The 26,065-nt window shown below is 67.8% G+C and carries 25 protein-coding genes; 17 read left to right on the forward strand and 8 right to left on the reverse strand.

The window, feature by feature from the left end:
• Positions 1-34 precede the first annotated feature (34 nt).
• The 13 genes from C996_RS0104490 to C996_RS0104550 all read left to right on the forward strand — a co-directional run bounded on the left by C996_RS0104490 (position 35) and on the right by C996_RS0104550 (position 10,749).
• Positions 35-859: a MinD/ParA family protein gene (locus C996_RS0104490; RefSeq protein ID WP_038035638.1), complete on the forward strand. Its 825-nt coding sequence runs from the start codon at positions 35-37 to the stop codon at positions 857-859.
• Entirely contained in the window at positions 856-1,623 is a 768-nt protein-coding gene (locus C996_RS0104495; RefSeq protein WP_018866262.1) for an RNA polymerase sigma factor FliA, read from the forward strand. The genes C996_RS0104490 and C996_RS0104495 overlap by 4 nt, the downstream gene beginning before the upstream one ends.
• A 41-nt stretch (positions 1,624-1,664) precedes the next feature.
• Positions 1,665-2,045: a chemotaxis response regulator CheY gene (gene cheY / locus C996_RS0104500; RefSeq protein ID WP_017942246.1), complete on the forward strand. Its 381-nt coding sequence runs from the start codon at positions 1,665-1,667 to the stop codon at positions 2,043-2,045.
• Between the two features lie 95 nt (positions 2,046-2,140).
• Entirely contained in the window at positions 2,141-2,917 is a 777-nt protein-coding gene (locus C996_RS0104505; protein ID WP_018866263.1) for a protein phosphatase CheZ, read from the forward strand.
• 45 nt (positions 2,918-2,962) lie between these two features.
• Positions 2,963-5,083, forward strand: a complete 2,121-nt coding sequence (locus C996_RS0104510; RefSeq protein ID WP_018866264.1) for a chemotaxis protein CheA — start codon at positions 2,963-2,965, stop codon at positions 5,081-5,083.
• 2 nt (positions 5,084-5,085) lie between these two features.
• Positions 5,086-6,198 carry a chemotaxis response regulator protein-glutamate methylesterase gene (locus tag C996_RS0104515; RefSeq protein WP_018866265.1) on the forward strand — a complete coding sequence of 371 codons (1,113 nt, stop codon included), beginning with the start codon at positions 5,086-5,088 and terminating at the stop codon, positions 6,196-6,198.
• 1 nt (position 6,199) lies between these two features.
• Positions 6,200-6,943, forward strand: coding sequence for a flagellar motor protein (locus tag C996_RS0104520; RefSeq protein WP_018866266.1), 744 nt, complete (start codon positions 6,200-6,202; stop codon positions 6,941-6,943).
• A 7-nt stretch (positions 6,944-6,950) separates the two neighbouring features.
• Positions 6,951-7,853: a flagellar motor protein MotD gene (gene motD / locus C996_RS0104525; protein ID WP_018866267.1), complete on the forward strand. Its 903-nt coding sequence runs from the start codon at positions 6,951-6,953 to the stop codon at positions 7,851-7,853.
• A complete protein-coding gene (locus C996_RS0104530; protein ID WP_018866268.1) occupies positions 7,850-8,650 on the forward strand; it encodes a ParA family protein in 801 nt (266 codons plus the stop codon). The genes motD and C996_RS0104530 overlap by 4 nt, the downstream gene beginning before the upstream one ends.
• The gene (locus tag C996_RS0104535) at positions 8,647-9,339 is read left to right on the forward strand and encodes a chemotaxis protein CheW (protein ID WP_018866269.1); all 693 of its coding nucleotides are present in this window, start codon (positions 8,647-8,649) and stop codon (positions 9,337-9,339) included. The genes C996_RS0104530 and C996_RS0104535 overlap by 4 nt, the downstream gene beginning before the upstream one ends.
• Before the next feature lie 128 nt (positions 9,340-9,467).
• Positions 9,468-9,926 carry a chemotaxis protein CheW gene (locus C996_RS0104540; protein WP_018866270.1) on the forward strand — a complete coding sequence of 153 codons (459 nt, stop codon included), beginning with the start codon at positions 9,468-9,470 and terminating at the stop codon, positions 9,924-9,926.
• Positions 9,927-9,989: 63 nt separating this feature from the next.
• Positions 9,990-10,175 (forward strand): hypothetical protein, encoded by a 186-nt coding sequence (locus C996_RS0104545; RefSeq protein WP_018866271.1) that lies wholly within the window; start codon positions 9,990-9,992, stop codon positions 10,173-10,175.
• A gap of 148 nt (positions 10,176-10,323) precedes the next feature.
• Positions 10,324-10,749: a DUF2802 domain-containing protein gene (locus tag C996_RS0104550; protein ID WP_018866272.1), complete on the forward strand. Its 426-nt coding sequence runs from the start codon at positions 10,324-10,326 to the stop codon at positions 10,747-10,749.
• Here C996_RS0104550 and C996_RS0104555 read toward each other — a convergent pair.
• Positions 10,744-11,115, reverse strand: a complete 372-nt coding sequence (locus C996_RS0104555) for an EscU/YscU/HrcU family type III secretion system export apparatus switch protein (protein WP_018866273.1) — start codon at positions 11,113-11,115, stop codon at positions 10,744-10,746. The genes C996_RS0104550 and C996_RS0104555 overlap by 6 nt on opposite strands.
• Positions 11,116-11,118: 3 nt before the next feature.
• Positions 11,119-12,183 carry a flagellar hook-length control protein FliK gene (locus C996_RS0104560; RefSeq protein WP_018866274.1) on the reverse strand — a complete coding sequence of 355 codons (1,065 nt, stop codon included), beginning with the start codon at positions 12,181-12,183 and terminating at the stop codon, positions 11,119-11,121.
• A gap of 360 nt (positions 12,184-12,543) precedes the next feature.
• Between C996_RS0104560 and C996_RS0104565 the strand changes: the two genes are divergently transcribed.
• On the forward strand, positions 12,544-13,035 hold the full coding sequence (locus C996_RS0104565) for a low molecular weight protein-tyrosine-phosphatase (protein WP_026279202.1): 492 nt from the start codon (positions 12,544-12,546) through the stop codon (positions 13,033-13,035).
• A gap of 127 nt (positions 13,036-13,162) precedes the next feature.
• On the opposite strand, the gene C996_RS0104570 is transcribed toward C996_RS0104565, so the two are convergent.
• Entirely contained in the window at positions 13,163-16,123 is a 2,961-nt protein-coding gene (locus C996_RS0104570) for an Rne/Rng family ribonuclease (protein ID WP_018866276.1), read from the reverse strand.
• A 435-nt stretch (positions 16,124-16,558) separates the two neighbouring features.
• On the opposite strand from C996_RS0104570, the gene C996_RS0104575 reads away from it, so the two are divergent.
• Genes C996_RS0104575 through C996_RS0104585 form a run of 3 tightly spaced genes read left to right on the forward strand, consistent with a single transcriptional unit; the run spans position 16,559 to position 19,213 of the window.
• Positions 16,559-17,542: an RluA family pseudouridine synthase gene (locus C996_RS0104575; protein WP_018866277.1), complete on the forward strand. Its 984-nt coding sequence runs from the start codon at positions 16,559-16,561 to the stop codon at positions 17,540-17,542.
• Positions 17,539-18,234 carry an HAD family hydrolase gene (locus C996_RS0104580; protein WP_018866278.1) on the forward strand — a complete coding sequence of 232 codons (696 nt, stop codon included), beginning with the start codon at positions 17,539-17,541 and terminating at the stop codon, positions 18,232-18,234. The genes C996_RS0104575 and C996_RS0104580 overlap by 4 nt, the downstream gene beginning before the upstream one ends.
• Before the next feature lie 13 nt (positions 18,235-18,247).
• Positions 18,248-19,213, forward strand: a complete 966-nt coding sequence (locus C996_RS0104585; protein ID WP_018866279.1) for a S49 family peptidase — start codon at positions 18,248-18,250, stop codon at positions 19,211-19,213.
• A 15-nt stretch (positions 19,214-19,228) separates the two neighbouring features.
• Here the strand turns inward: C996_RS0104585 and C996_RS0104590 are convergent, their stop codons facing one another.
• From C996_RS0104590 to C996_RS0104610, 5 genes are all read right to left on the reverse strand, one after another.
• Positions 19,229-19,906, reverse strand: a complete 678-nt coding sequence (locus C996_RS0104590) for a CsiV family protein (protein WP_018866280.1) — start codon at positions 19,904-19,906, stop codon at positions 19,229-19,231.
• Positions 19,907-23,377, reverse strand: coding sequence for a transcription-repair coupling factor (gene mfd, locus C996_RS0104595; RefSeq protein ID WP_018866281.1), 3,471 nt, complete (start codon positions 23,375-23,377; stop codon positions 19,907-19,909).
• Between the two features lie 278 nt (positions 23,378-23,655).
• On the reverse strand, positions 23,656-24,552 hold the full coding sequence (locus C996_RS0104600; RefSeq protein WP_018866282.1) for a carbon-nitrogen hydrolase: 897 nt from the start codon (positions 24,550-24,552) through the stop codon (positions 23,656-23,658).
• A 21-nt stretch (positions 24,553-24,573) separates the two neighbouring features.
• Complete coding sequence (locus tag C996_RS0104605; protein ID WP_018866283.1) at positions 24,574-25,647, reverse strand: agmatine/peptidylarginine deiminase; 1,074 nt, start codon at positions 25,645-25,647, stop codon at positions 24,574-24,576.
• The gene (locus C996_RS0104610; RefSeq protein WP_051074646.1) at positions 25,644-25,991 is read right to left on the reverse strand and encodes a hypothetical protein; all 348 of its coding nucleotides are present in this window, start codon (positions 25,989-25,991) and stop codon (positions 25,644-25,646) included. Before C996_RS0104610 ends, C996_RS0104605 begins: the two co-directional genes overlap by 4 nt.
• Between the last annotated feature and the right edge of the window lie 74 nt (positions 25,992-26,065).

Raw genomic sequence — 26,065 nt, forward strand, 5'->3', positions numbered from 1 at the left:
CTGGAACTGATTCAACCGGTCGGGAAGGGGCGCTATGCCACGCACTAACAAGCCGTTGAAGGTCATCGCGGTTGCCTCGGGCAAGGGCGGGGTGGGCAAGACCAACGTATCGGTGAACCTGTCGGTGGGCCTAGCCCGGCTCGGGCGCGAGGTCATGCTGTTCGACGCCGATCTGGGCCTGGCCAACGTGGACCTGCTGCTGGGGATGCGTCCCGAGCGCACGCTGCACGACCTGGTGACCGGTGATGTGGAGAGCCTGGAAGATGTGCTCGTCCAGGGACCGGACGGGGTGAAGGTGGTGCCGTCGGCTTCCGGGATCGCGGCGATGGCCAACCTGACGCCGGCCGAGCATGCCGGTCTGATCCATGCCTTCAGCGCCTATCGCAAACCCCTGGATGTGCTGATCGTGGACACCGCGGCCGGCCTGCAGGAATCCGTGACGTCGTTTTGCCGCGCGGTCCAGGAGACCCTGGTGGTGGTCTGCGACGAGCCCGCCTCGATTACCGACGCTTATGCCCTGATCAAGGTCCTGCACCGCGATCATGGCCTGCGTCGCTTCCGCATGGTGACGAACATGGTCGACGGCCGCGAAGGCGCCGAGCGACTGATGCAGAAACTCAATACCGTCTGCGGCAACTACCTGCCGGAGGTGGTGCTCGACCTGGCCGGCTATATTCCGATGGATGATCACCTGCGCAAGGCGGTGCAGAAACGCGCGCCAGTGGTACAGCAGTACCCCGGGAGCCCGGCGGGGAAGGCCTTTGCCGAACTGGCACGGACCGTGGACCGCTGGCCGGTGGGCGGCGGTGACCAAGGTGGCGTCGGGTTTTTCGTGGAACGGATGCTGCAGAGCGCATGATGACGACGCGTAATCGACTTTCCGGCTATCAGGCGGCCTCCGCGGCCAGCGGCGGGCACGAGGAGCTGATTGCCGATCACGTCGAGCTGGTCCACCGCATCGCCCATCACCTGATGGCGCGGCTCCCCGCCTCGGTGCAGGTGGATGACCTGATTCAGGCGGGCATGATCGGGCTGCTCGAGGCGGCGCGCCAGTTCGAGGGCGGCCAGGGCGCGACCTTTGCCACCTACGCCGGGATCCGCATCCGTGGCGCGATGATCGACGAGCTGCGCCGCAGTGACTGGACACCGCGTTCGGTGCACCGCAACAGTCGGCGTATTGCCGCCGCGATCCAGACCGTCGAGGCGCGCGAGGGGCGGGCGGCGCGTGGCAGCGAGGTCGCCGCCGAGCTGGACGTGCCGATCGACCAGTACTACGAGATGCTGCAGGATCACGCCGGGGCCCACCTGTTCGCCCTGGACGACCTCGGCGGGGGTGACGACGGGGCCGATCGCGTGATCGAAGGGCAGGAGGTGTCGCCGGCCCGCACCCTCGAGGCCGGTGAGTTCCGTCAGGAACTGGCCGAAGCCCTCGGCGACCTCCCCGAACGCGAGCGGCTGGTGCTGTCGCTCTACTACATCGAAGAGCTCAACCTGCGCGAGATCGGCGCCGTGCTGGGCGTGACCGAGTCGCGCGTCAGCCAGATCCGAAGTCAGGCCACCATTCGACTGCGCGCCCGCCTGGGTTCGTGGCTCGAAGACGGTACGGCTTTGCAGTTATTCTAAAACCCACCCTACGAATCCCGGAGTGACGTGTGGACAAGGGAATGAAGATTCTCATCGTGGACGACTTTTCCACGATGCGGCGCATTATCAAGAACCTGTTGCGTGATCTTGGCTTCAACAATACCCAGGAAGCCGACGACGGCAGCACCGCGCTGCCGATGCTGCAGAACGGGGATTTCGACTTTCTGATCACCGACTGGAACATGCCCAACATGCCGGGGATCGACTTGCTGAAGGCCGTGCGCGCCGACCCGAACCTCAAGTCCATGCCGGTGCTGATGGTAACGGCGGAGGCCAAGCGCGACCAGATCGTCGAGGCGGCCGAGGCGGGCGTGAACGGCTACGTGGTCAAGCCGTTCACCGCCGAGACGCTGAAGGAGAAGATCGACAAGATCTTCGAACGCATTGAAGCACAGGGATAATCATGGGCCTGTGACCGATATGCCCGACGCCCGTGGCACCGACCGCCGCGGGCGTCGTCCGAAACCTTCCGCGCCGTACCCGCAAGAGGCTTCTCATGACTGAACAGGAACACCCACCACGCGACGATCAGCTGGAGCTTGCGCGGCAGTTGGTCAAGACGCTGGAGGCGGGCGACGACACGGGCGCCCGGGCGCTGGTGCAGGATCTGGCGCGCCCCTATGACCGCGAACTCTTCGACGAGCTGGGCAAGCTGACCCGTGATCTTCACGAGGCCCTGCAAAGCTTCCGCGGCGATTCGCGTCTGGTCGAACTGACCCAGGCGGAGATCCCGGACGCAAAGGAACGCCTGAATTACGTGGTCACGATGACCGAACAGGCGGCCCACGACACCATGAATGCCATCGAGTCGAGCCTGCCGATCGCGGAGTCGTTCAGTCAGCAGGCGGCCGACCTGACGGCGAAGTGGACGCGCTTTCGCAACCGCCAGCTCTCGGTGGAGGAGTTCCGGGACTTTGCCCGCGAGCTCGACACGTTCTTCGCGCAGGCGGGGGAAGACACCGAGGAGCTGCGCCGGCTGCTCTCCGAGGTGCTGATGGCACAGAGCTATCAGGATATTACCGGCCAGGTGATTCGCCGCGTGATCCAGCTGGTGACCGACCTGGAAGAGAACCTGGTGTCCCTGATCCGGCTCTCCAGTGGGCGCATGGAGCAGGTCGAGGCGGCCGAGGCGTCGCTTGAACAACGCGAGGAGGATCGCGAGGCGGACCGCAAGGGTCACGGTCCCAGCGTGCCCAAGACTCAAGATTCCGCCGCGGATGTCGTTCAAGGACAGGACGAGGTGGACGATCTGCTATCGAGCCTGGGCTTCTAGGCAGTTCCCCTCATGCGAATGGCGCCACGCGACCGGAGAGACTGAATGGCCATCGACCCCAATGACGAAATCCTTCAGGACTTCCTGATCGAGGCCGGGGAACTGCTGGAGGGGCTCAACGAGCAACTCATCGACCTGGAACAGAATCCGGATGACCGGGATCTGCTGAATGCGGTCTTTCGTAGCTTCCATACCATCAAGGGCGGGGCCGGCTTCCTGAGCCTGGATCCCCTGGTGACCGTGTGCCATCACGCGGAGGACGTCTTCAACCTGCTGCGTAACGGTGAGCGGCGGGCGGACAGTCACCTGATGGACACCATGCTGCGGGTGCTGGATACCCTGAACGTGATGTTCGGGGACCTGCGCTCCGGCGTGGATCCCACGCCCGCCGAGGCCGACCTGGTGGAAAACCTCCGGCGCATGGCGAACAACGAGGACGTGGCGGCGGAGCCCGCCGCGCCGCCGCCCCCGGAACCCGAGCCGGAGCCAGAGCCCGAACCGCAAGCGGATACGGATGCGGAACCGGCGGCGGATGGCGAAGCGATGGTCGGTGCCGGTGACGAGATCACCGACGACGAATTCGAGGCCCTGCTCGACAGCCTGCACGGCGATCAGCCGCCGAAGCCCGTGGAGACGGGCTCCACCGCGGGCGATGCGGCCGGAGAAGAACCGGCTGCGGAGGGTGAGGGTAGCTCCGGCGACCTGATCACCGACGACGAATTCGAGAACCTGCTGGACGAGTTGCAGGCCAAGGGCGCCGGGCCGGCCGCTACCGGGGCGGTCCCCAGCCCCGCGGACGAAGAACCTGCGGAAGCCTCGCCGGCCTCGCCCGAACCCGCCGAACCGGAGAAGGCCGCCGCACCCGCCGATACCCCCGCGGGAGGCCAGGGCGGAGGCGGCGGCGTGCGTGCTGGAGGCGGAGGTGCCGAGGGGGGTGGACGCGCGGCCCCGCAGGGCGAGACCTCCGTGCGCGTCGATACCGAGCGCCTGGACGAGATCATGAACCTGGTGGGCGAACTGGTTCTGGTACGCAACCGGCTGAGCATGCTGCGCTCGCAGCATGTCGATGACGAGCTGGGCAAGGCGATCAGCTCCCTGGCCCTGGTGACCTCGGATCTGCAGACCTCGGTGATGAAGACCCGCATGCAGCCGGTGAAGAAGGTCTTCAACCGCTTCCCGCGCGTGATCCGCGATCTCTCCCGCAATCTGGGCAAGGAGATCGAGCTGGAGATCTTCGGCGAGGACACCGACCTCGACAAGAACCTGGTCGAGGCCCTGTCGGATCCGCTGGTGCACCTGGTCCGGAATGCCGTGGACCACGGCATCGAGACCCCCGAGGTACGCGAGGCGGCGGGCAAGCCGCGCAAGGGGACCGTAGTGCTGGGGGCCGCCCAGGAAGGCGATCACATCGCGCTGCTGATCAAGGACGACGGCGGCGGCATGGACCCGCAGGCCCTGCGGCGCAAGGCCGTGGAGAAAGGCCTGATGGAACCGGCCATGGCCGAGCGCATGACCGATCGCGAGGCCTTCAACGTGATCTTCATGGCCGGCTTCTCGACCAAGACCGAGATCTCCGACGTCTCCGGCCGCGGGGTCGGGATGGACGTGGTCAAGACCAAGATCTCGCAGCTCAACGGCACCATCGAAATCGACTCCGAGGTGGGCGTGGGCACCACGCTGCGGGTCAAGCTGCCCCTGACGCTGGCGATCCTGCCCGCGCTGATGGTGATCCTGGACGGCCGGCGCTTCGCCATCCCGCTGGCGTCGGTGTCCGAGATCCTGGATCTGGACCTCACGAAGACGCATTACGTGGATGACCAGGAGGTCATCATCGTGCGCAAGCAGGCACTGCCGATTCACTACCTCAAGCGCTGGCTGAAGCCGGGCCACGAGCCCGAGCCGCGCAAGGACGCCCATGTGGTCGTGGTGCATACCGCCGATCGCAAGGTAGGTCTGGTGGTGGATGATCTCGTCGGTCAGGAAGAGGTGGTCATCAAGCCCCTTGGGCAGAATCTGCAGGGCGTGAAGGGCCTGGCGGGTGCCACGATTACCGGGGATGGCGGGATCGCGTTGATCCTGGATGTCTCGGATCTGGTGACCATCCTGATGCGGCAACTGCAGATGTCCGGCCGTCCCCGCCGCGCATCGCGCACGAGCGAGGGCTGAGGATGCCGATCAGGGTTCTGGTCGTCGACGACTCCGGGTTCTTTCGTCGACGCATTGCGGAGATTCTGGATTCCGACTCGGGCATCGAGGTGGTCGGCTCGGCCGAGAACGGCGAGCAGGCGATCGCAAAGGTGCGCGAGCTCGACCCCGATGTCGTGACCATGGATATCGAGATGCCAGTCATGGACGGCATCACCGCGGTACGCAAGATCATGGCCGAGAGTCCGCGGCCGATCCTGATGTTCTCCAGCCTGACCACCGAAGGCGCCCAGGCCACCCTGGATGCGCTGGAGGCCGGGGCGGTGGACTTCCTCCCCAAGCGGTTCAGCGACATGGCGGGCGACGAGGACAGCGCCCGCATGCTGCTGCGCCGCCGGGTGCGTTCGCTGTCGCGCAGCCGCGCGCGCTCGGCCAGCGCGCCGGGCACCAGCACACCGGCCCGCGAGTCGCGGCCGACCGCGCGGCGGGAAGAGGCCGACCGTCAGGCCGCAGACGCTGCCAAGCAACAGCCGCCGGTCGCGCGCACCCGGCCGCCAACACCCCTGCGGCAACTGCGGGCGGTCCTGATCGGGACTTCCACGGGGGGGCCGGTCGCCCTGCAGGAGGTGCTGAAACCGCTACCAGCCAGTTTCCCGTTGCCGATTGTGCTGGTCCAGCACATGCCGGCCAGCTTCACGCCGGCCTTTGCCGACCGGCTGAACGCGATGTGCAACATCGAGGTGCGCCAGGCGAAGGACGGCGATGCCCTGAAGCCAGGCGTGGCCCTGCTGGCCCCCGGGGGCATGCAGCTGACCCTGGAACGGGGCAGCCAGACCCATGTGCGCATCGCGGAGAGCCCGCTGGGCACGATCTACAAGCCAAGCGTGGACGCCGCATTCAGCTCCGCCGTGGATGCGCTGCGCGGACAGGTCCTTGCGGTCGTGCTGACCGGGATGGGTGCGGACGGGCGCGAGGGTGCGCGGGCGCTGAAAGGGGCCGGGGCGCAGGTCTGGTCGCAGGACGCGGCGACCTGCGTGGTCTACGGGATGCCGGCGGCGGTGGCAGAGGCCGGTTTGTCCGATCACGTCTATCCGCTGCCCGAGATCGGTCCCGCGCTGGTCAAGGGGTTCTGCTGACATGGATATCCTGAGCCTCATCGGGGTGACGCTGGGGCTGGTGGCCGTGCTTGGAGGCAGCATTGCCAAGGGCAGCGGCCTGGGCGCACTGTGGAATGCTGCGGCGTTCGTGATCGTGGTGCTGGGGACGCTGGGGGCGACCCTGGTGCAGGCGCGCCTGACGGTGTTCATGCACGGGATGCGGATCCTGCCGTGGGCCTTCAAGCCGCCGAAGATCGACAACCGGGCCATGGTCGAGCAGATCGTGGAATGGTCGCATGTGGCGCGCAAGGAAGGCCTGCTCGGGCTGGAGACCCTGGCCGACGAGGAGAGCGACGGCTTCGCCCGCAAGGGGCTGCAACTGCTGGTCGACGGCAGCGAGCCGCAGACCATCCGCCAGATCCTCGAGGCCGACCTCGACAACCGCGAGCACTTCGACATGCAGGGTGCGAAGGTGTTCGAGAGCATGGGCATCTATGCGCCGACCCTGGGTATCGTGGGGGCAGTCATGGGCCTGATGGCGGTGATGCAGAACCTGGCGGATCCGAGCAAGCTGGGGGCGGGGATCGCGGCGGCCTTCGTGGCGACCATCTACGGGATCGCCTCGGCCAACCTGCTGTTCCTTCCGCTGGCCAACAAGTTAAAGTCGATTATTCAGAACCGCTCGCAACACCAGCAAATGCTGATGGAAGGTCTGATCGCGATCGCCGAGGGCGAGAACCCGCGGAATATCGAAAGCAAGCTGAGTGGCTTCATCCACGAGTGAGGTCACCATGGCGCGACGCAAGCGGGCGGAGGAACATCAGAATCACGAAGCATGGGCCATTCCTTACGGGGACCTGGTCACGCTGCTGCTTGCGTTCTTCGTCGTGATGTACGCGATCTCGTCGGTGGATGATGGCAAGTATCGCGTGCTGTCGGAGTCCCTGGTGGATGCCTTCCGGGCGCCGATGCAGGCGGAGCCCATTCAGGTGGGGGATCCCACCGTGGCACGCGACCGCTCCCCGCAGGATCTGCGCGCACTGGTGCCGATCGAGGTCCAGCCGGGGCTGGTGGAGGACGGTCCGCAGCCCATCGACATGGCCCTGAGCGGGATGCTGGACGACAGCCCCGACGACGCCGGCATGCAGGCCTTTCTCGACGAACTGGCGGAGACCGCCCGCGAGATCGAACAGGCCATGGCGCAGTGGATCGACCAGGGCGACCTTCGCGTGACCCGGGAGGCCTACTGGCTGGAGATCGAGATCACCAGCCGCCTGCTGTTCCCGTCCGGGTCGGCGACGCTGAACCCGGAGGCCGAGGCGTTGTTGCAGGAAGTGGGGGGCATCCTGGCCCCGCGGGTGTCGCGCGTCCACGTGGAGGGGCACACCGACAACGTCCCCATCCAGACGGCGGTCTATCCTTCCAACTGGGAGCTCTCGTCGGGACGCGCCGCGGCGGTCGTCAGCGTGTTCGAGGAGACCGGGGTGGACCCGGAGAATCTGGTGGCCCTGGGGTATGGCGAACACCGACCGGTGGCCAGCAACGAAACGGCGGAGGGCCGTGCCGAGAATCGGCGCGTGTCCATCGTGGTCTTGCCCGGGGCGCGGCCACGCGCCGAGGGGGCGCAGGAACCGGAGCGCCTGCGCGAGGATCTTCCGCCCGCGCCGCTCCCGACGGATGGAGACACACCATGAAGGTCTGGGCGGTGGCAAACCAGAAGGGCGGGGTGGGCAAGACCACGACCACCGTAACGCTGGGCGGCCTGCTCTCCGGTCCGGAGCAGCGTGTGCTGCTGGTGGATGTGGATCCGCATGGTTCGCTGACGGCCTATTTCGGCCACGATCCGGAAACCGCCACGCGCGGGGTATACGAACTGTTCAGCCAGTGCGCCGAAGGGGCCGACCCGGATCCCAACGGGTTGATCCGCGAGACCCGCTTCCCGGGGCTGGATCTGCTGACCGCGAGCACCGCCCTGGCCACTCTGGACCGCCAGCTCGGGACGCGCAGCGGCATGGGCCTGGTGCTGAGGCACGCGCTGGAGAAGGTCTCCGACCAGTATGACTACGTGCTGCTGGATTGCCCGCCGATGCTGGGTGTGCTGATGGTGAATGCGCTGGCGGCCTGCGACGAGCTGCTGGTGCCCGTACAGACGGAATTCCTCGCCCTGAAGGGGCTTGAACGGATGATCAATACCCTGAAAATGGTACAGAAGTCGCGCAAGGCCGAGCTGCAGTACCGGATCATCCCCACGCTTTTCGATCGCCGCACGCGCGCCGCGCACGAGGCCCTGGCCGAGCTGCGCCGGCTGTACGGGGACGACGTGTGGCCCGGGGTGATCCCGGTGGACACGAAGTTTCGGGATGCCTCCAGCGCCGGTCAGCCGCTTTGCTTCATGATCCCCGATGCACGCGGCGTGCTCGCATACTCGGACCTGCTGGAGGCGATCGGCGGACAGCTGTCCGAACCCCATGAACGGAGGCGGCGCGGATGAAGCGATCCACAGTCGACAACCTGGCCCTGAAGGCGGAACCGGACGCGCTGGACGACTATTTCGGCAGCCTGCTCGACGAACCGGAACCGGTGCGGACGCTGTTGCGTCAGGATCTGCTGGAGCCGCCCGCGCCGGTGGCGGAAGCCGTTCCGGAGGTCGACACTTCGACGTCGGTTGGGGAGCCGGAGGTAGCGCCTGCCGCGACACCGCCCGCACCGCCCGACGATCCGGCGGAGCGGGACTACCCGCGCCCCGAGGAGTCGTTCTCCGCCCTGGTGATCGAGGCCGGCAACCTGACGCTACTGGCGCCGCTCCACGCGCTGGGCGGTGTGGCCCCGCTGGATAGCCTGGAGGTGCGACCGACCCCGAATCACTCCGTCTGGTACCTTGGGCTGGCCGATACCAAACAGGGCCGGGTGCAGCTGATCGACCTGGCCGCGGTGGTGACGCCGGAGGACCGCGAATACGAGCCGGATACCGCCCGCCAGGTCGTGTTCCTGGCCGGCTCCCGCTTCGCCCTGGCCTGCCGGGCGATCCACGGGACCCGCGTGATCCAGCCGGATTCGCTGCGCTGGCGCAGCCACCGGCGGCGCCTGCCCTGGCTGGCCGGGGTGGAGCGCGAGAAGATGGCGACACTGCTGGATCTCGAGGCCCTGGACCAGACCCTCGACGAGGGCGGCTGGGACTGAAGCACCCCGCGCGGCATTCAAGCCTCGCGGCGAGCGGCCGATAACCCGGTCAGGACGACACCACAGGGCGAAACCCGCCTGCACGGAACATCGAGGACGACATGAGCAGCGCACAAGACGTAGAAGCCATGGCCAAGGCCGACACCGCTCCGTATGTGACCTTCAGCCTTGCGGAGGAAACCTACGCGATCGACGTCCTGCAGGTTCAGGAGGTCCTCAAGGTCACCGAGATCGCGCCGGTCCCCGGCGTTCCGGATTACATCCTCGGGATCATCAACCTGCGCGGCAATGTCGTGACCGTGATCGACGCGCGGCGGCGCATGGGGCTGGACGATCGCGAATCCGACGAGGCCTCGCGGATCGTGATCATCGACGTGGACAACCAGAACGTCGGGATCCTGGTGGACTCGGTATCCGAGGTCGTGCGGATCGCCCCGGACGCGGTCGAACCGGCGCCGGAGGTCGGCAACGATGACAGCAGCCGTTTCATCCAGGGGGTCACCAGCACCGAGGAGGGGCTGACCATCCTGGTGGACCTGAACAAGCTGCTGTCCGACGAGGAGTGGGCGCAACTGCGCGAACTGTAGCGCGGGCGTCGGGTCCAACTCCCTGAACAAGCGGGCCATTGGGCGCAAGCCGGGAGGTGAGCCATGGTCGACGAGTTTCAGCCGGATCGCACGGTCCGGCCCGTGCATACCACCGTTCCCGGTCGCCGTCTGAGCGACGATCACGACCGCGACCCGGTCTTTCGGCCCGCGGTGCGTCCGACCCAGCAGCGCCCGCCACGCAAGGAGGAACGCGGCAAGCGGCGGGGTCTGATCGACGATTACGCCTGACACCTGCGTCCGCGCGCGCCGCTGCGAGAAATCCGCAAACCCGGGCTGATCACGCTCCGGCAATTGCGCTGCGCTGGTCAGGCGCCCACGATTCACGCGACAATCACCGGGCCCGGTATTCAGGAGAGTGCGCGCAATGGGAGAGGGAATGGTGATCTGGCTGGTCGCGCTGATCGCGCTGCTGGCGACCATCGTGGCCGCATTTTCCGTGGGGCTGGTGATCCTGCTGCGGCGCCAGCTCGCCGCCCTGCGCCAGGACTATCAGCGCCAGGCCACCTCGGTGATGGCGTTGCAGGGGGCCATGAAGGCCCTGTCCGAGGGTGTAGCCACCCATGGCCAGGCCCAGGCCTCCGTGCAGCGGGCCCTGGAACGCCTGCATGACCAGCACAGCGAGTTGCGGGCCCGCGAAGGGGACAGCGGTGCCTACGAGCAGGCCATTCGTCTGATCCAGCAGGGCCTGGGGCGCGAAGAGGTGCGCCGGCGCTGCGGGCTCACATCCACCGAGCTCGACCTGCTTTTCAGCCTGCACGGGACCGGCACGGCGGCGCCAACGGGTTCTAGCGGGCGTTCATGATTCCGGCTCGGGCCCGCCGCCCGAGCGTCCCCGGCTGCGCGATGCATCCCGATAGCCACCGGCGCGGTCATCGGGGGTAATGCCCGCCAGGAGAAAGACGAAGGCGAGAATCTCCGCCACCGCCACGTACAGTTCCTCCGGGATCTCGCTCCCGACGGGGATCTGCGCCAGCGCCTCGCTGAGGGCCGGGTCCTGATGCAGCGGGATGCCGTGCTCCTCGGCGATCCGCAGGATGGCCTCGGCGGTGGCTCCCGATCCACTGGCCGTGATCTTCGGCGCCCGGCGCCGATCCCATTCCAGCGCAACCGCCCGCTCGGGCGCCCCGTCGCGCCCGGCCTTTCGCTCTCCGGTGTCCCTGCGTGCCACCGTTCAGGCCTGCTCGTCGAGCATACGGTGGGTGCCCGGCGGCCGCGGCTCGGGGTCCACCTCGCCCTGGCGGACCGACAGCCCGGTGACCGTCAATTCGCGCTCGTCCAGACGTTCGCGCAGCCGGGGCAGTTCCTGCCGCAGGCGCGCGACCGTCTCGGGCTCGCTTGCGGTGAAGTGCACGTTAACGCCTGCTGTGCGGGCGGCCGCTGCCACACGCAGCGGTCCCAGGTCCCCGATATCCAGGGTCAGCACGATCGACCAGGGAGGATCCGGCTCCTCGTCAGTGGGCGACTCGCGCTGGATCTCGCCGAAGACGCCGTGGACGGCCTGCTCGCTGCGTAGCGGCAGCTCGAAGAACCAGCGGCTGTTCCCGGGTTCGTCGCTGGCGAAGGATTGCAGCGACTGGAGCTGCAGGGAGGTGACGCGCTTCAGCAAGCCTTCCAGCAGCCCCGTCAGGGCTGGCAGGGCGGGTGCGTTCGCTGGCGTCGCGGGGGCCGGCGGGGCCGCCGCGGGGCGGGCTTCGCCTCCCTGGCGGAGCTGGTCGGCCGCGCGCAGCAACTGGGCCTTGAGATCGGCGGCCAGGGGATGGGCCGGGCCCTGGCCCCGGGCCGCGAGCCCCAGCATGGCCTCCATCCAGAGCCCGGATTGCTGAACCTGCTGGCGCAGGCTTTCCGGCTGTGACAGCTGTGCCGGCGTCGGGAGGAGATCGACAAGACGCTGGAGCGCCGGCGGTAGCGGCGCCACCGCTCCGGTGGCCTGCGTTGGCGCTTCGCCGCGTGGAGCTCCGCCGGCGGGTGGTAGCAGCGCCTGCAGGGTAGGGCCCAATGGACGCGCCCCGGGGAGGTGCTGGCGGAGTTCCTGCCCGAGCCACTGCTGAGCGGGACTGGCCGACGGGCCAAGCCCGGCGGGTCGCGGGCCGGCGCGGTCCAGCGTCAGGGGTAGCAGACGCACCTCCAGGCGCGGCTGGGTCCGGGTGATCTCGGCGAGCATCACCGGCGGACCCGAGCCACCCGCGGGGCGATTCACCAGTGCATCGGGCAGGGCGCCGGCCAGTTGTGCCGTCACCAGCGCAGGGCTCGCCGTAGGTCGCGCTGCTGCTCCGGCTGTCCCCGCGGTGTTCGCACCGGCGGTATTCGCACTGGGTCCCAGACGCAGGCGCACGCTGCGATCCGGGAGGACATCCAGAACACGAACCTCGATACGGGCCCCAACCTGGAGGCTTGTGGCTTCACGACTCCCGGCACCCCCGGTCAGGGTGCCGGGGGATGTCCAGCCGGGGATTCGCGGGCCGCCAAGGTCGACCATGACCACTTCCTGAGTTTAAAGGCTCAGCATCGCACACCGCGGGGCCGGGCATGAAACGAATCCGCCGGCGCATTCCGGTTTGGTATCCTGCGTGTTTTGATGATCGGGATGACGATGGAGATGGCGAAGATACGTGTACTGATGGTGTGTCTGGGCAACATCTGCCGTTCGCCCATGGCGCACGGGGTGTTCGCGGCGCGCATCCGCGAACACGGGCTGGAACACGCGATCGAGGTGGACTCGGCCGGGACCGCGGGCTATCACGTGGGTGCCAAGCCCGATCGCCGCGCAAGCCAGGAGGCGCGTTCGCGCGGCTACGACCTGGATGATCTGCGCGCACGCCAGCTGGAGCCGGAGGACTTCCTCGAGTTCGACTACATCCTGACCATGGACGACGCGAACTACCGCAACGCCGAGGCGATTCGTCCGCCCGAGGCGCGGGCCGAGTTGCTGCGGTTTCTGGACTTTGCCCCGCAGTTCGATGAACACGAAGTCCCGGATCCGTACTACGGCGGAGACGAGGGCTTCGTGCACGTCATGGATCTGGTGGAGGCGGCCGCCGACGGGCTTCTGGCCCACATCCGCGAGCGTCACACGCTGAAGGCCTCCTGAGCCGACCCCGGGACCGTAACGCCTGATCGCGATGATAGGAACGGGTCCGGGGATAGCGGAGCCGGACCCACAAAGAAAGGGCCCGCCGAAAGGCGGGCCCTTTTCGATTGGAACCGGCTGGTTCCGTTCAGTCGTTGCCCTTGCGCTCCGTGTCGCCGGCCGTGGTGTCGGCCGGTTCCGGGGCAGGCTTGGGCGTCGAGACGCGTTCGGCCTTTGCCTCGTCGGGCTTCGACGGGGCAGGGGCAGAGGATGCGGCGGCTTCGTCGCCGGACCGTTCCGGGGTCGGTTTCGAGCGCGCGCTCTTCGCCGTGGCCGGTGCCTCGGTCGATTCCTTCGGCGTAGCTTCGCCCGGGTCCGGGGTCGCTTCGCCGGCTCCCGTCTTCGCGGCACCACGCGGCCGACGCTTGGCCGGGGCCGGGCTGTCGGCCTCCGGTTTCGGTGCCGCCTCGGCACTGGGGGCGGGCGCGTTTTCCGACTTTTCCGGTTTCGCTGCGCCCTGGCTTTCGCTGGAGGCCGGGCTCACATCCCCGGTCGGGTCGGCATCGGCGCCAGGCTTGCGGCCGCGTCCACCGCGGGTACGACCCTTGGCTGACGGCGCATCCGCCACACTTTCATCGCTGTCCGCTTTCGCCGGTGTTCGCTCCGGTGCAGCGTCCGGCGAGGCGGGGGTCGATTCGGTTTGCGGCTGCCGACCGCCCCCTGACGGGGCGTCCCGGGGCTTCCCGGAGGCCGGGGCGGAATCGGCCGGAGTCGGCGCGTCCCGACCGGACTCGGTGGCGTCTGCATCCCCCGACGTGCTCTGGGTGCCATCGCCCCCGGTGTCGCCGGCATTGTCACCGGAGCGGCTACGGCCACCGCGACGACGGCCTCCACGGCGGGAGCGGCGGGACCGCGTACGCCCCTTGCTGCCGTCGTCCTCGTCGGATTTCTCGGGGCCCTTGCCCGCGGGGGCACCGCCGGTGTCGCCGGTCGCGGGTTGATCCTGATCTCGCGCAGGCGGCTTCTCCGCCGGCTTGCCGTTGCCCTTCTTGTCACCGGCGGTCTTGTCAGCAGTCTGGCCCTCGGGGCCCCGGCTCTCGGCCGCGGGTTTGGTCGCATCGCGGCCCGGACCCTTGTCGGCCTCGCTGTCCTTCTTGCCGCCGCGCCGCGAGCGACCCTTGCCGCCATCACCCTTGTCGGACCTGGCGTTATCGGACTTGGCGCCATCGGCCTTGTCGGGGCCGCCCTTGCGCCCATTGCTGCTGTCGCCGCGTTTGTCGCCGGACTTGCGGCTGCCGCTGTCGGCCTTTTTCCGGGAACCGCCGCGCGCGCCGCCACCCTTGCCGCCACGGTCGCGGCCGCCTTCCTTGCGACGACCTTCCGATTGTTCCTGGTCGGATGCGGGCGCGGCATTGGGGAACAGCGAGGACCAGATACGGGCAAAGAATCCCGGCTGTGTGACCGGCTCCGACGGTTCGGGGGCCATGGGTGCGGCTTCGCTGACGGGGGCGGGCCCGGTCATCTTGACACCCTGGACCAGCGGCTTCTCGACCTTGCTGCGGCGCTCCTGATGCGGATCGCTGTCGTCCTCGACGATCTCCACGAGTTCGTGCGAGCCGCGATCGCTGATGGTCTCCTCGCGTTCGTCACCGCGCACGCGACGGACCTCGAAGCGCGGGGTGAGGTACTGTGGGTTCGGGATGATGCTGATGTCGACCTGGTGGCGACCCTCGATGTCGGTGATCGACTCGCGCTTCTCGTTCAGCAGGAAGGTGCCCACGTCGACCGGGACCTGGGCCATCACGAGCCCGGTCCGGTCCTTCATGGCCTCTTCCTCGATCAGACGCAGGATCGACAGCGCCAGGGATTCCACGCTGCGGATCTGGCCGTGGCCCTCGCAACGCGGGCAGGTGTTCTGGCTGGATTCCCCAAGCGAAGAGCGCAGCCGCTGGCGCGACATCTCCAGCAGTCCGAAGCGGCTGATGCGCCCGACCTGAACCCGGGCGCGATCCATCTCCAGCGCCTCGCGCAGGCGGTTCTCGACCTCGCGCTGGTGCTTGTTGGCGTTCATGTCGATGAAATCGATCACGATCAGGCCACCCAGATCGCGGATGCGCAGCTGCCGCGCGACCTCTTCGGCAGCCTCCAGATTGGTGTGGAAGGCGGTCTCCTCGATGTCGCCGCCCTTGGTGGAACGGGCGGAGTTGACGTCGATGGAAATCAGGGCCTCGGTGTGATCGATCACCAGGGCGCCGCCGGAGGGCAGGGTGACCTCGCGGTCGAACGCGCTCTCGATCTGGCTCTCGATCTGGTAGCGGTTGAACAGCGGGACCGGGTCATCGTAGCGCTTGAGCTTGCGCAGGCTGTTCGGCATCACCAGGCGGACAAAGTCTTCCGCCTGCTGGTAGACCCCGTTGTCATCGATGATGACCTCGCCCACGTCGTTGCGCATGTGGTCGCGCAGGGCGCGGATGATGACGTTGCTTTCCTGATGGATCAGTGCCGGGGCCTTGGCCTTGTCCGCGGCCTCGGTCACGGCGGCCCACAGGGCGGTCATGTAGTCGAGGTCCCATTGCAGCTCCTCGGTGCTGCGCCCGACGCCGGCGGTACGGGCGATTACGCCCATGCCTTCCGGCATGTTGAGCCCGGAGAGGGCATCGCGCAGGGAGGCGCGATCCTCGCCTTCGATGCGGCGGGAGACGCCCCCCGCCTTCGGGTTGTTGGGCATCAGGACCAGGTAGCGGCCCGCGAGGCTGATGTAGGTCGTCAGGGCGGCGCCCTTGTTGCCGCGCTCTTCCTTCTCGACCTGGACCAGCAGTTCCGTGCCTTCCTTCAGGAATTCGCGGATCGGCTTGTCACTGTCGGCGGGGGCGCCAACGGCGGTATGGGCAATCTCCTTGAACGGGAGGAAGCCGTGGCGATCAGCCCCAAAGTTGACGAACGCGGCCTCCAGGCTCGGTTCGACTCGGGTGATCTTGGCCTTGTAGATATTGGCCTTCTTGCGCTCTCGCGAGGGCAGTTCGATATCCAGGTCGTACAGCCGCTGGCCGTCGACCATGGCGACACGCAGCTCTTCCGGCTGCGTGGCATTGATCAGGATGCGTTTCATGCAATGGACTCGGTAGGGCGTCCTGGCGTCCGGCGGGGAACCGCGGGACCCCGGGTGCGGCGATCGAGCGGCGGCACGGCAACGCTTGCGCACGCGTGCTCGCAGCGGCGGCGCGTAGCGAAAGCCAGCGCGCCAGCCAGGTGTTCACCAGCAACCACGGGATCAGTCGCCTGCTGGAGGCGGAGCCGGGGAGACAGGACTGGGTTAGAAGAAATAGCGTCACAGTGTCGCTTTGCGGCGATGGCCCTTCGACCGGGAGCTGTCGAAAGCTCGTGGGTCGAAGTGGCGGGTGATTCGAGGCGCGTTGCCGGCAACTCGCAGCAACGTACCGTGCGCCAATGTAGGGCATAACCCCCCGTATGGGCAAGTTTTTTCGGCCGCGGGAACGCCGCGTGCAGTAGCCCGGGAAGCGCCGCTCCGGTAGCATCCCGCGTCATGAATGCAAGGCGTGAACCCTCCGGCCCGCGCAGCTTCCGGGTCACCGAGCGTGGTGACGGGCAGCGGCTCGACAACTTTCTGCTCCGCGAACTCAAGGGCGTGCCCAAGGGGCTGATCTATCGCCTGGTACGCCAGGGCGCCGTGCGCGTCGACGGACGCCGGGCCAAGGCCCACAAACGCCTGGCGGCGGGCAACGAGGTTCGCGTGCCCGATCTCGATCGGCCGGAAGCGGCCGCCTCGGAGATCCCGCCGAAGGTGCTGGATCGACTGCGGCGGGTCATCATCCACGAGGATGATGACCTGCTGGTACTGGACAAGCCCTCGGGCCTCGCCGTGCACGGCGGCAGCGGGCTGGCCTTCGGCATTATCGAGGCGATGCGCCAGTTGCGGCCGGATACGGAGCTCGAGCTGGGCCACCGCCTCGACCGCGAGACCAGCGGGTGCTTGTTGCTGGCGAAGAACCGCCCCGCGCTGCAGGACTTCCACGCCGCACTCCGCGAGGGCCGGGTGGAGAAGCGCTACCTGGCGTTGCTGGTGGGCCCGTTCCCGGGTGGCCAGCCCATCGAGTGTGATGCCCCGATCGCCAGCGGCCGCCAGGATGACGGCCGGCGCCGGATGCGCGCCGGCGGGGAGGCCGGGGATGACGGGCCACGGGCTCGTGCTGCCCAGAGTGTCTTTCAGCCGCTGGAGGTGCATGGCGCGTACCAGCTGGCGGAGGTGCGGATCGGGACGGGGCGCACGCACCAGATTCGCGTGCACGGCCAGGCGATTGGCCACCCGGTGGCGGGCGACCACGACTACGGCCTGCCGGATGCCAACCGCCACCTCCGCAAGCAGGGCCTGAAACGGCTGTTCCTGCATGCCCAGGCGCTGGCCTATCAGTCGGCGGACGGCGAGCGGCATGTGTTCTCCGCACCGCTACCGGACGAGCTGGGCGAGGTGCTGGCGCACCTGGATGCCGGCACCGGGGACGACGCATGAGCATCCCGCTCCTGCCGCCCGGCGACGCGGACCTGCGTCTGATCGTATTCGACTGGGACGGGACCCTGATGGACTCGCCGCGCCGCATCGTCCACTGCCTGCAACGGGCAGCGGTCGCGACCGGCGCCCCGGAGCGCGACGAGGCCAGCCTGCGCAATATCATCGGGCTCGGGGTGCAGGCGGCGGTGCAGGAGCTGTACCCGGGCGCGGACGAGGCGTTCGTTCACCAGTTCACCGCCGCCTACCGCGCCTGTTATCTGGAGGCTGAAGATGCCCCGGAGACCCCGCTGTTTGTCGGCGTGCCCGAGCTCCTGAACTGGCTGGATGCGCGCGAGGTGCTGCTGGGTGTGGCCACCAGCAAGTCACGCCGCGGCCTGGACCAGGCGCTGGAGGCAACCGGTCTGGCGGGCTACTTTGTGGCGACCGCCACCGGCGACGAACACCCGTCCAAGCCGAACCCGGCCATGCTCCGCTGCGTGATGGAGCGGGCGGGTGTGGAACCGGGGCGCACGCGCATGGTCGGTGATAGCGTTTATGATCTGGAAATGGCTCGCCATGCCGGTGTGCCCGCGGTGGGGATAACCCACGGCGTACATCCGCCACAGAGACTGCAGGGCGCCGAGCCGCTGGCCCTGCTGCCGAACCTGGCAGCGCTGCTGGAGGCCTTCCGGCAGGCCGAGCGTACAACCTGAACAAGGAACCACGATGGGCTGGGCAAACGAGAACAAACCGGGCTGGGAACGCGAGACCCTGGAGAAACTGGTCCAGGCACAGGTGATCGAGCAGCGTCGGGCCCGGCGCTGGGGCATCTTCTTCAAGCTGCTGTTCTTCTTTTACCTGGTCGCGCTGCTGATTCTGGTGCGCGGCGGCGATATGGGCCTTGCCGGCCTGTTCGAGACCGAGCGCGAGCCCTCCGAACACGTGGCGGTGGTGGAGGTCGAGGGTCTGATCGCCTCCAGCGCGGCGGCCAACGCCGAGGATATCGCCAAGGTCCTGAACGAGGCGTTCGAGGCCAAAGGTACCCAGGCGGTGATGCTGCGCATCAACAGCGGGGGCGGCAGCCCGGTGCAGGCCGCGAACGTGCACGACGAGATCCTGCGGCTGAAGGAGAAGCACCCGGATATCCCGGTGTATGCGGTCATCGGGGACGTGGGGGCCTCGGCCGCCTATTACATCGCCGTGGCCGCGGACGAGATCTATGCCAGCCAGGCCAGTATGGTCGGCTCCATCGGGGTCCGCATGGACAGCTTTGGACTGGTGGACCTGATCGACAACATCGGGGTGGAGCGCCGCCTGTTCACCGCGGGCGAGAACAAGGGGTTCCTGGACCCCTTCCTGCCGCTGGACGAGGGCCATGTGAACCACCTTGACGGCGTACTGCAGGGCGTGCACCAGCAGTTCGTGGACGTGGTGCGCACCGGGCGCGGCGATCGCCTCGTGGAGCGGGACGACCTGTTCAATGGCCTGATCTGGACCGGGGACCGGTCGGTGGAGCTGGGCCTGATCGACGGGCTGGGCACCGACCGGAGCGTGGCCCGGGACGTGATCGGCGTGGAGAAGCTGGTGGTGTTCAAGCCGCGCCGCAGCCCGCTGCAGTTGTTGTTCGAGGACCTCGGCATGGCCGCCTTCCAGCAGTGGATGACCTGGGAATCCACGCCGCAGTGGCGCTGACCGGCCTCGGGCGCGTCAGGTCTCGTCGATGCGGGTGACGCGGGCGATCATGCCGATCACCGGGTGATCCAGGTAGAACAGGTCATCGCCGGAGTTCATGCGCTGGCTGCCGCGCACCGTGATTGCGCGTGGGGGGCGGTCATCCAGCGGCTCCTCGACGTGGTAGATGAGGTCGGTCTCCAGGTGGAGGAAGCGTCCCACCCAGATGCGCAGGCGGCCCTCCAGCTCGAAGCGCTCCTCGACGGCTTCGGCCAGCGGGCGGGGTGACAGGCCGCTCGCATCCCCGAGGGCATCGTGCACCCCCAGGCGCCGCCCCTGCTGGACCCGCAGCCAGGGGGCCGACGCATGGTCGCGCCCGGTCTGGTCCCAGGCGAGGCGGGCGATGATACGCCCGGCGCCGGAATCCTCCACGCGCCGTACCACCCGCTGCAGTTCGAAGCCGCGGCGCGAATCCCGGTAGTTCCGCCCACCCAGCTCCGATTCGCCGAACAGCGGTTCGCGCGGAGCCGCGAGCTCCATCTGCAGCCGCCGGCTCTCCTCTGTGCGGTGCTCGAAGATCACCAGTTCGATGCGGTACCGGCGCCCGGCCTGGGCGATTACCGGGCCACTCAGGCCGACCACGGGCAGTGCGGCCAGTCCGGTCAGGATCCGGCGACGCAGGGGATTCGGGGCGAGGAAGGTGTTCTTGGGCATTCAGGCGGCCTGCTGTTCGGGGCTGATGGTATCCAGTAGACGCAGAACGGCCTGCGCCCGGGCCTCCAGTGTCTCCATTGGTGCGAAGAAGCGGAAGGCCTTCTGGCCGTCCAGTTTGTACGCCTGCGGATCGGATTGCACCAGCTGGATCAGGGCCGCGATGTCCAGATTGGGACTCGGCCCAAAGACCAGACGGCCCCCGGCCGGTCCCAGTTCCAGCTTGCGGATGCCGAGCGGCGTGAGCTTCAGGCGCAGGCGGGCCGCCTCCATCAGGGCCTTGGCCGGGGCGGGGAGCAGGCCGAAGCGGTCCACCAGTTCGACCTCCAGCTCGCGCAGGGCGTCGGCAGAGGCGGCGCTGCTGATCCGCTTGTAGAGGATCAGCCGGGTATGCACGTCGGGTACGTAGTCGTCCGGGAGCAGGGCCGGCAGGCCCAGCTCGACCTCGGTGCCGGTGGCCTCGGGCCCCTCCAGCTCCGGGATCTTGCCGGAGCGCAGGGCGTTCACCGCGCGGTTGAGCAGGTCGTTGTACATCGAGAAGCCGACCTCGTGGATCTGCCCGCTCTGTTCATCGCCCAGCAGTTCGCCAGCGCCGCGGATCTCCAGGTCGTGGCTGGCCAGGGTGAAACCGACGCCCAGGTCTTCCAGCGAGGCAATGGCCTCCAGGCGCTTCTTCGCGTCGGCGGTCATGGCCTTTTCCGGTGGCGTGATCAGGTAGGCATAGGCGCGGTGGTGCGAACGGCCGACGCGCCCGCGCAGCTGGTGCATCTGCGCCAGGCCCAGCTTGTCGGCACGGTTCATCACGATGGTATTGGCGGTGGGGACGTCGATCCCGGTTTCGATGATCGTGGTGCAGACCAGAATGTTGTAGCGCCGGTGATAGAAGTCGAGCATCACCTGTTCCAGCTCGCGTTCGCGCATCTGGCCGTGCGCGATTCCTACCCGCGCACCGGGCAGCAGCTCCTGCACGCGCTGGGCGGTGCGCTCGATGGTGTTCACCTCGTTGTGCAGGAAGTACACCTGGCCGCCACGGCGGATCTCGCGCAGGCAGGCCTCCTGGATAATGGCGTCGTTCCATTCGTTGACAAAGGTCTTGATCGCCAGGCGCTCGCGCGGCGGGGTGGTGATCACCGACAGGTCGCGCAGGCCGGCCAGGGCCATGTTCAGGGTGCGCGGGATCGGGGTCGCGGTCAGGGTGAGCATGTCCACTTCGGCGCGCAGCTTCTTCAGCGCCTCCTTGTGGCGAACGCCGAAGCGCTGTTCCTCGTCAACGATCACCAGGCCCAGGTTGGAGAAGTCGAGGTTGGCCTGCAGCAGTTTGTGGGTGCCGATCACGATGTCGACCTTGCCGTCCTTCAGGCCTTCCAGCACCGCCGCCTGCTGCTTGGCGCTGCGAAAGCGCGACAGGGACTCGATGCGGACCGGCCAGTCGGCGAAACGGTCGGTGAAATTCTGGTGATGCTGCTGGGCGAGCAGGGTGGTGGGGACCAGCACCACCACCTGCTTCTTGTTCTGCACCGCGACGAACGCGGCGCGCATCGCCACCTCGGTCTTGCCGAAGCCGACATCGCCACAGATCACGCGATCCATGGGCCGGGTATCGGCCATGTCCGCGAGGACTGCGTCGATCGCCTGTTGCTGGTCCAGGGTCTCCTCGAACGGGAATCCCGCGGCGAAGCCGTGATATTCGGGGGTGTCGGTGGCGAAGACGGTGCCCTGTTTCGCCGCGCGCCGGGCGTGGATGTCCAGCAGTTCCGCGGCCACGTCACGCGCCTTTTCCGCGGCCTTGCGGCGCGCCTTGTCCCATTGTTCGCTGCCGAGCCGATGCAGTGGGGCGTGCTCGGCATCGGCACCGGTGTAGCGGCTGATCAGATGCAGCGAGGAGACCGGCACGTAGAGCTTGGCGCCATCGGCGTATTCCAGGGTCAGGAACTCGGAGGGCTGGCCGTTGAAGTCGAGGGTCTGCAGCCCGAGGTAGCGGCCCACGCCCTGTTCCTCATGCACCACCGGCGCACCGATGGTGAGGTCGCTGAGGTTCTGCACCACCGCATCCGCGTCCCGGGTGCTGCGGTTGCGGCCGCGGGTCTGGCGGGCCCGTTCGCCGAGCAGCGCGGCCTCGGGGGCGACCGCGACGCCATCGGGCAGGACGAAACCCTCCCCGAGGGCGGCGACGGTGACGTGCAGGCCCGCCCCGGCATCGAGGAAAGCGTCCCAGTTCTCCACTGGATGGTGCGGGACGGCCTGTTCCCGCAGCAGGGTCAGCAGGGCCTCGCGCCGCCCGGCCGATTCCGCGGCGAGCAGGACTCGCTGCTGACCTTCGATGAACGCCTTCAGCCGCTGGGCCGGGTCTTCACGGCCTTGCTGCATCCCCAGTTCCGGGAGCGGGTCGCAGGTGAACGCGATCTCGGCGCCACGGTCCGCGGGAAGTGGTGCGGCCGGGTGGCCCATGGCCACGCCGGAGTGCGCGCGCAGGGCGTTCCCGAGCTGGTCGATATCCAGATAGAGCCGCTCCGGCGGCAGCAGCGGGCGATCGTACTGGTGGCTCAACTGCTCGAAGCGATCGCGGATCTCCTGCGCAAACTCCTCCGCGGCGCCGGCGATATTGCCGAGCTGCACCACCTGGGCCTCGGGGCAGTAGTCGAATACCGTGTCCATGCCCTCGAAGAACAGTGGCAGGTAGGCCTCGATACCCGGCGGGACCAGCCCCTCGCTGATGTCGCGGTAGATCGGGTGCCGGGTGGGGTCGCCGGCGAACTGAGCCCGGTAGCGTGTCCGGAATTCGCGGATGGCCGTATCGTTCAGCGGGAACTCGTGGCTGGGGAGGATCTCCAGGCGCTCGACCTTTTCGGTGGAGCGCTGCGATTCGGGATCGAACTGGCGCAGGGAGTCGATCTCGTCATCCAGGAACTCGATCCGCACGGGCTCGTCGGCACCCATCGGGAACAGGTCCAGGATCTCCCCGCGGGCCGCGAACTCGCCATGGCTGATGACCTGCTGCACGGCGTTGTAACCGGCCTCGGCGAGATTCTCGCGCAGGGTCATGCGATCCAGCCGCTGGCCGGTCTGCAGGGAGAGCCCCTGACTGGTCAGCCAGTCGCGCGGCGGGAGACGCTGCATCAGGGTGGAAACCGGCATCAGCACAATGCCGCGTTCCAGACCGGGGAGGTGGTACAGCGTGCGCAGGCGTTCCGAAATAATGTCCTCGTGCGGGGAGAAGACATCGAACGGCAGGGTTTCCCAGTCCGGCAGGCGCAGCAGCGGAAGGTCCTGGTCGCCGGCGAAGAACTCCCATTCCTCCTGCCAGCGGTCGGCGGCCTCGTTGGATTCCGTGATGACCAGCAGCGGGCGATCGAACGCCGCGGCATTGCGGGAGAGGGCGAGGGTCGCCGCCGTGGCGTTGAGTCCCGACCAGATCTCGAAACCGGAGCCGGGGAGGCGGCCGGGCTGAAGCGGATTGCGCCGTTTTTCGGACATGGGCCTGCGGATCGGGGCTGCGGAAAGGGTCGCGATTATACGGATTCCGCCGCACGGGTGCGCGAGGTCCTTGTGTCGGTCAAGGGCGATTCACAGGAAGCGTGTCGGTCAAGGGCGATTCACAGGAAGCCTGGAAGGCAAAAAGGGTTTCAGGGCGAAGAAATCATGAGGACGCCGTTGCCTGACACGGCGCCTGTCGTGCCCCTGCGGCCGCTCAAATCATCCCCCTTCCAATCTTCCCTTCTTCCTGTAAACGCTTTTGTTTGCGTTCAGGGAAATCAGTCGGGGTCGATGTAGCGCTTGAGGATGGGGGCGTAGGCGTCGATGCGGCGGTCGCGGAGGAAGGGCCATTGGCGGCGCACGGCCTCGGTGCGGATACGATCCAGCTCGACAGCGAGGATCTCCGGCGCGTCCTCGCCGGACCGGGCCAGGAATTCGCCCTGAGGCCCGGCGACGAAGCTCGTGCCCCAGAAGGTTGCGCCGGGCGAATGCCCCGAGGGGTCGGGCTCGTGGCCGGTGCGATTGCAGGCGATCACCGGGAGGTTGTTGGCCACCGCGTGGCCGCGCTGGACAGTGATCCAGGCCTCCTGCTGGCGGCGCTGTTCCTCGGGGGTGTCCTGCGGGTCCCAGCCGATCGCGGTCGGGTAGATCAGCAGCTCGGCGCCGGACAGCGCCATGATACGCGCGGCCTCGGGATACCACTGGTCCCAGCAGACCAGGACGCCAAGCCGGCCGACGGAGGTATCGATGGGCACAAAGCCGGTATCGCCCGGCGTGAAGTAGTACTTCTCGTAGTAACCCGGGTCGTCCGGGATGTGCATCTTGCGGTAGGTGCCGACCTGGCGGCCGTCGGTTTCGAAGACCACGGCGGTGTTGTGATAGAGCCCCGGGGCGCGCCGCTCGAACAGGGAGCCGACGAGGACCACGCCGTGCTCGCGCGCGATCGCCGCCAGGCGTTCGCTGCTGGGACCGGGGATCGGTTCGGCCGCATCGAAGGTGGCGAGATCCTCGGTCTGGCAGAAATAGGGGCCGGTATGCAGTTCGGCCAGGACCACCAGGCGGGCGCCGTTCGCCGCGGCCGTAGCCACGGCCGCAGCGGTGGCGTCGAGGTTGGCCTCGACGCTGCCGGCGTCCTGGTGCTGGATCAGGGCAACGGACAGGGTGTCACGGGACATGATGGGGACTCGTGCTGGCGGTTATTCCTGCGGGATGCCGAGGGCGGCCGCGGGATACTGCATGGTCAGGCAGTGAAGGCTGCCACCCTGACGAATGATGGGGCGGCAGTCGATTTCCACGATCTCGCGTCCCGGAAAGGCCTCGGCGAGCCGGTCCCGGGCGACGGCATCCGCGGCATCGTCATACACCGGCAGCAGGACCGCTCCGTTCAGGATCAGGAAATTCGCATAGGTCGCGGCCAGTCGCCGGCCATCCTCGAAGATCGGGGCGGGCCAGGGCAGGGGGATCAGGCGGTAGGGTTCGCCGGACGGCTGGCGCAGGGCCCGTAGCTCCTGTTCCATTGCCTGCAGTTCCGGGTAGTGTGGATCCTGCGGGTCGTCGCACTGGACATAAGCGATGGTGTCCTGCGCACAGAAGCGCGCCAGCGTGTCGATATGGGCGTCGGTGTCGTCGCCCTCCAGCTGGCCGTGTTCCAGCCAGAGCACGCGCCGGGCCCCCAGCCATCGGGCCAGGCTTTGCTCGATGCCCGCGCGATCCAGCTGCGGGTTCCGGGTGGCGGAGAGCAGACAGCGCGCGGTGGTCAGCAGGGTGCCGGCGCCGTCCGATTCGATGGAGCCTCCCTCCAGGACCAGGCCGGTCGGCTCCGGCACGCAGCTCCCGAAGACGCCCTGGCTCGCGAGGGCCCGGGTGATGCCGTCGTCGAGGTCCGCGGGATACTTGCCCCCCCAGCCGTTGAAGGTGAAGTCCAGCAGGCGCGGCTGGTCGCCATCGAATACGGTGATAGCGCCATGATCGCGCGCCCAGGTGTCATTGCTGGGGGCCAGCGCGAACCACAGGCGATCCGGACGGATCGCGGTCTCGGTGAGAAAGCCGGAGATCTCCTCGATGTGTTCAGGGTCGCGCGCGACGATAATCACCGGTTGGTACTGGCTGATGCTCGCCGCGATCAGCGCGAACACCGGATGCACCTGTTCCAGGACCGGGGCCCAGTCGGTGTCATCATGCGGCCAGGTGAGCTGGATCGCGCCCTGGGGCTCCCATTCGGCCGGGAGCCGGCGTTGCGTGACTGCCGGGGCGGTTTCCCCGGTGCTCATGGACGATCGGCGCTGGATCCGTTGCGCACGGCGCTGTGCAGGACGTATTCGCCCTCGAAGACCACGGAGAAGTCGGCGTAGTCCCAGCGCGTAATCGGCGGATCGCCCACCGTGGCATGGCGTCGCTCGGGCTCGCCGTGCTGGCGGATTACCGCGGCCTGGGTCTGGCCACGGGTGGGAACCCCTTCGCGTTCCTTCACGGTGAATCCACCATCGGGACTGCGCAGGATGTCGGCCGATGCAGTCGCCATGGCCCCGGCAAACAATGCCAGGACGAGGGCGCTGGCGACGGTGCGCACAGTGGTCTTCGGGGTGGGGTTAGAGGCGTTGCATTTCCCTGGCATGGCCGACTCTCCGTTTGCTGGACAGTCCCATGGTAGCGTCTAGCGTGACGCCATGCCTCCCCTCCCTCAACGCA

Source organism: Thioalkalivibrio sp. ALE25 (assembly GCF_000377285.1).
In the GTDB taxonomy this organism is placed as follows: Bacteria; Pseudomonadota; Gammaproteobacteria; order Ectothiorhodospirales; family Ectothiorhodospiraceae; genus Thioalkalivibrio.

What these genes read in the sequence shown, in the direction of transcription:
- C996_RS0104490 (WP_038035638.1), top strand. Translation starts at nt 35, where the DNA reads ATGCCACGCACTAACAAGCCGTTGAAGGTCATCGCGGTTGCCTCGGGC.
- C996_RS0104495 (WP_018866262.1), top strand. Translation starts at nt 856, where the DNA reads ATGATGACGACGCGTAATCGACTTTCCGGCTATCAGGCGGCCTCCGCG.
- cheY (WP_017942246.1), top strand. Translation starts at nt 1,665, where the DNA reads ATGAAGATTCTCATCGTGGACGACTTTTCCACGATGCGGCGCATTATC.
- C996_RS0104505 (WP_018866263.1), top strand. Translation starts at nt 2,141, where the DNA reads ATGACTGAACAGGAACACCCACCACGCGACGATCAGCTGGAGCTTGCG.
- C996_RS0104510 (WP_018866264.1), top strand. Translation starts at nt 2,963, where the DNA reads ATGGCCATCGACCCCAATGACGAAATCCTTCAGGACTTCCTGATCGAG.
- C996_RS0104515 (WP_018866265.1), top strand. Translation starts at nt 5,086, where the DNA reads ATGCCGATCAGGGTTCTGGTCGTCGACGACTCCGGGTTCTTTCGTCGA.
- C996_RS0104520 (WP_018866266.1), top strand. Translation starts at nt 6,200, where the DNA reads ATGGATATCCTGAGCCTCATCGGGGTGACGCTGGGGCTGGTGGCCGTG.
- motD (WP_018866267.1), top strand. Translation starts at nt 6,951, where the DNA reads ATGGCGCGACGCAAGCGGGCGGAGGAACATCAGAATCACGAAGCATGG.
- C996_RS0104530 (WP_018866268.1), top strand. Translation starts at nt 7,850, where the DNA reads ATGAAGGTCTGGGCGGTGGCAAACCAGAAGGGCGGGGTGGGCAAGACC.
- C996_RS0104535 (WP_018866269.1), top strand. Translation starts at nt 8,647, where the DNA reads ATGAAGCGATCCACAGTCGACAACCTGGCCCTGAAGGCGGAACCGGAC.
- C996_RS0104540 (WP_018866270.1), top strand. Translation starts at nt 9,468, where the DNA reads ATGGCCAAGGCCGACACCGCTCCGTATGTGACCTTCAGCCTTGCGGAG.
- C996_RS0104545 (WP_018866271.1), top strand. Translation starts at nt 9,990, where the DNA reads ATGGTCGACGAGTTTCAGCCGGATCGCACGGTCCGGCCCGTGCATACC.
- C996_RS0104550 (WP_018866272.1), top strand. Translation starts at nt 10,324, where the DNA reads ATGGTGATCTGGCTGGTCGCGCTGATCGCGCTGCTGGCGACCATCGTG.
- C996_RS0104565 (WP_026279202.1), top strand. Translation starts at nt 12,544, where the DNA reads ATGGCGAAGATACGTGTACTGATGGTGTGTCTGGGCAACATCTGCCGT.
- C996_RS0104570 (WP_018866276.1), bottom strand. Translation starts at nt 16,123, where the DNA reads ATGAAACGCATCCTGATCAATGCCACGCAGCCGGAAGAGCTGCGTGTC.
- C996_RS0104575 (WP_018866277.1), top strand. Translation starts at nt 16,559, where the DNA reads ATGAATGCAAGGCGTGAACCCTCCGGCCCGCGCAGCTTCCGGGTCACC.
- C996_RS0104580 (WP_018866278.1), top strand. Translation starts at nt 17,539, where the DNA reads ATGAGCATCCCGCTCCTGCCGCCCGGCGACGCGGACCTGCGTCTGATC.
- C996_RS0104585 (WP_018866279.1), top strand. Translation starts at nt 18,248, where the DNA reads ATGGGCTGGGCAAACGAGAACAAACCGGGCTGGGAACGCGAGACCCTG.
- C996_RS0104590 (WP_018866280.1), bottom strand. Translation starts at nt 19,906, where the DNA reads ATGCCCAAGAACACCTTCCTCGCCCCGAATCCCCTGCGTCGCCGGATC.
- mfd (WP_018866281.1), bottom strand. Translation starts at nt 23,377, where the DNA reads ATGTCCGAAAAACGGCGCAATCCGCTTCAGCCCGGCCGCCTCCCCGGC.
- C996_RS0104600 (WP_018866282.1), bottom strand. Translation starts at nt 24,552, where the DNA reads ATGTCCCGTGACACCCTGTCCGTTGCCCTGATCCAGCACCAGGACGCC.
- C996_RS0104605 (WP_018866283.1), bottom strand. Translation starts at nt 25,647, where the DNA reads ATGAGCACCGGGGAAACCGCCCCGGCAGTCACGCAACGCCGGCTCCCG.
- C996_RS0104610 (WP_051074646.1), bottom strand. Translation starts at nt 25,991, where the DNA reads ATGCCAGGGAAATGCAACGCCTCTAACCCCACCCCGAAGACCACTGTG.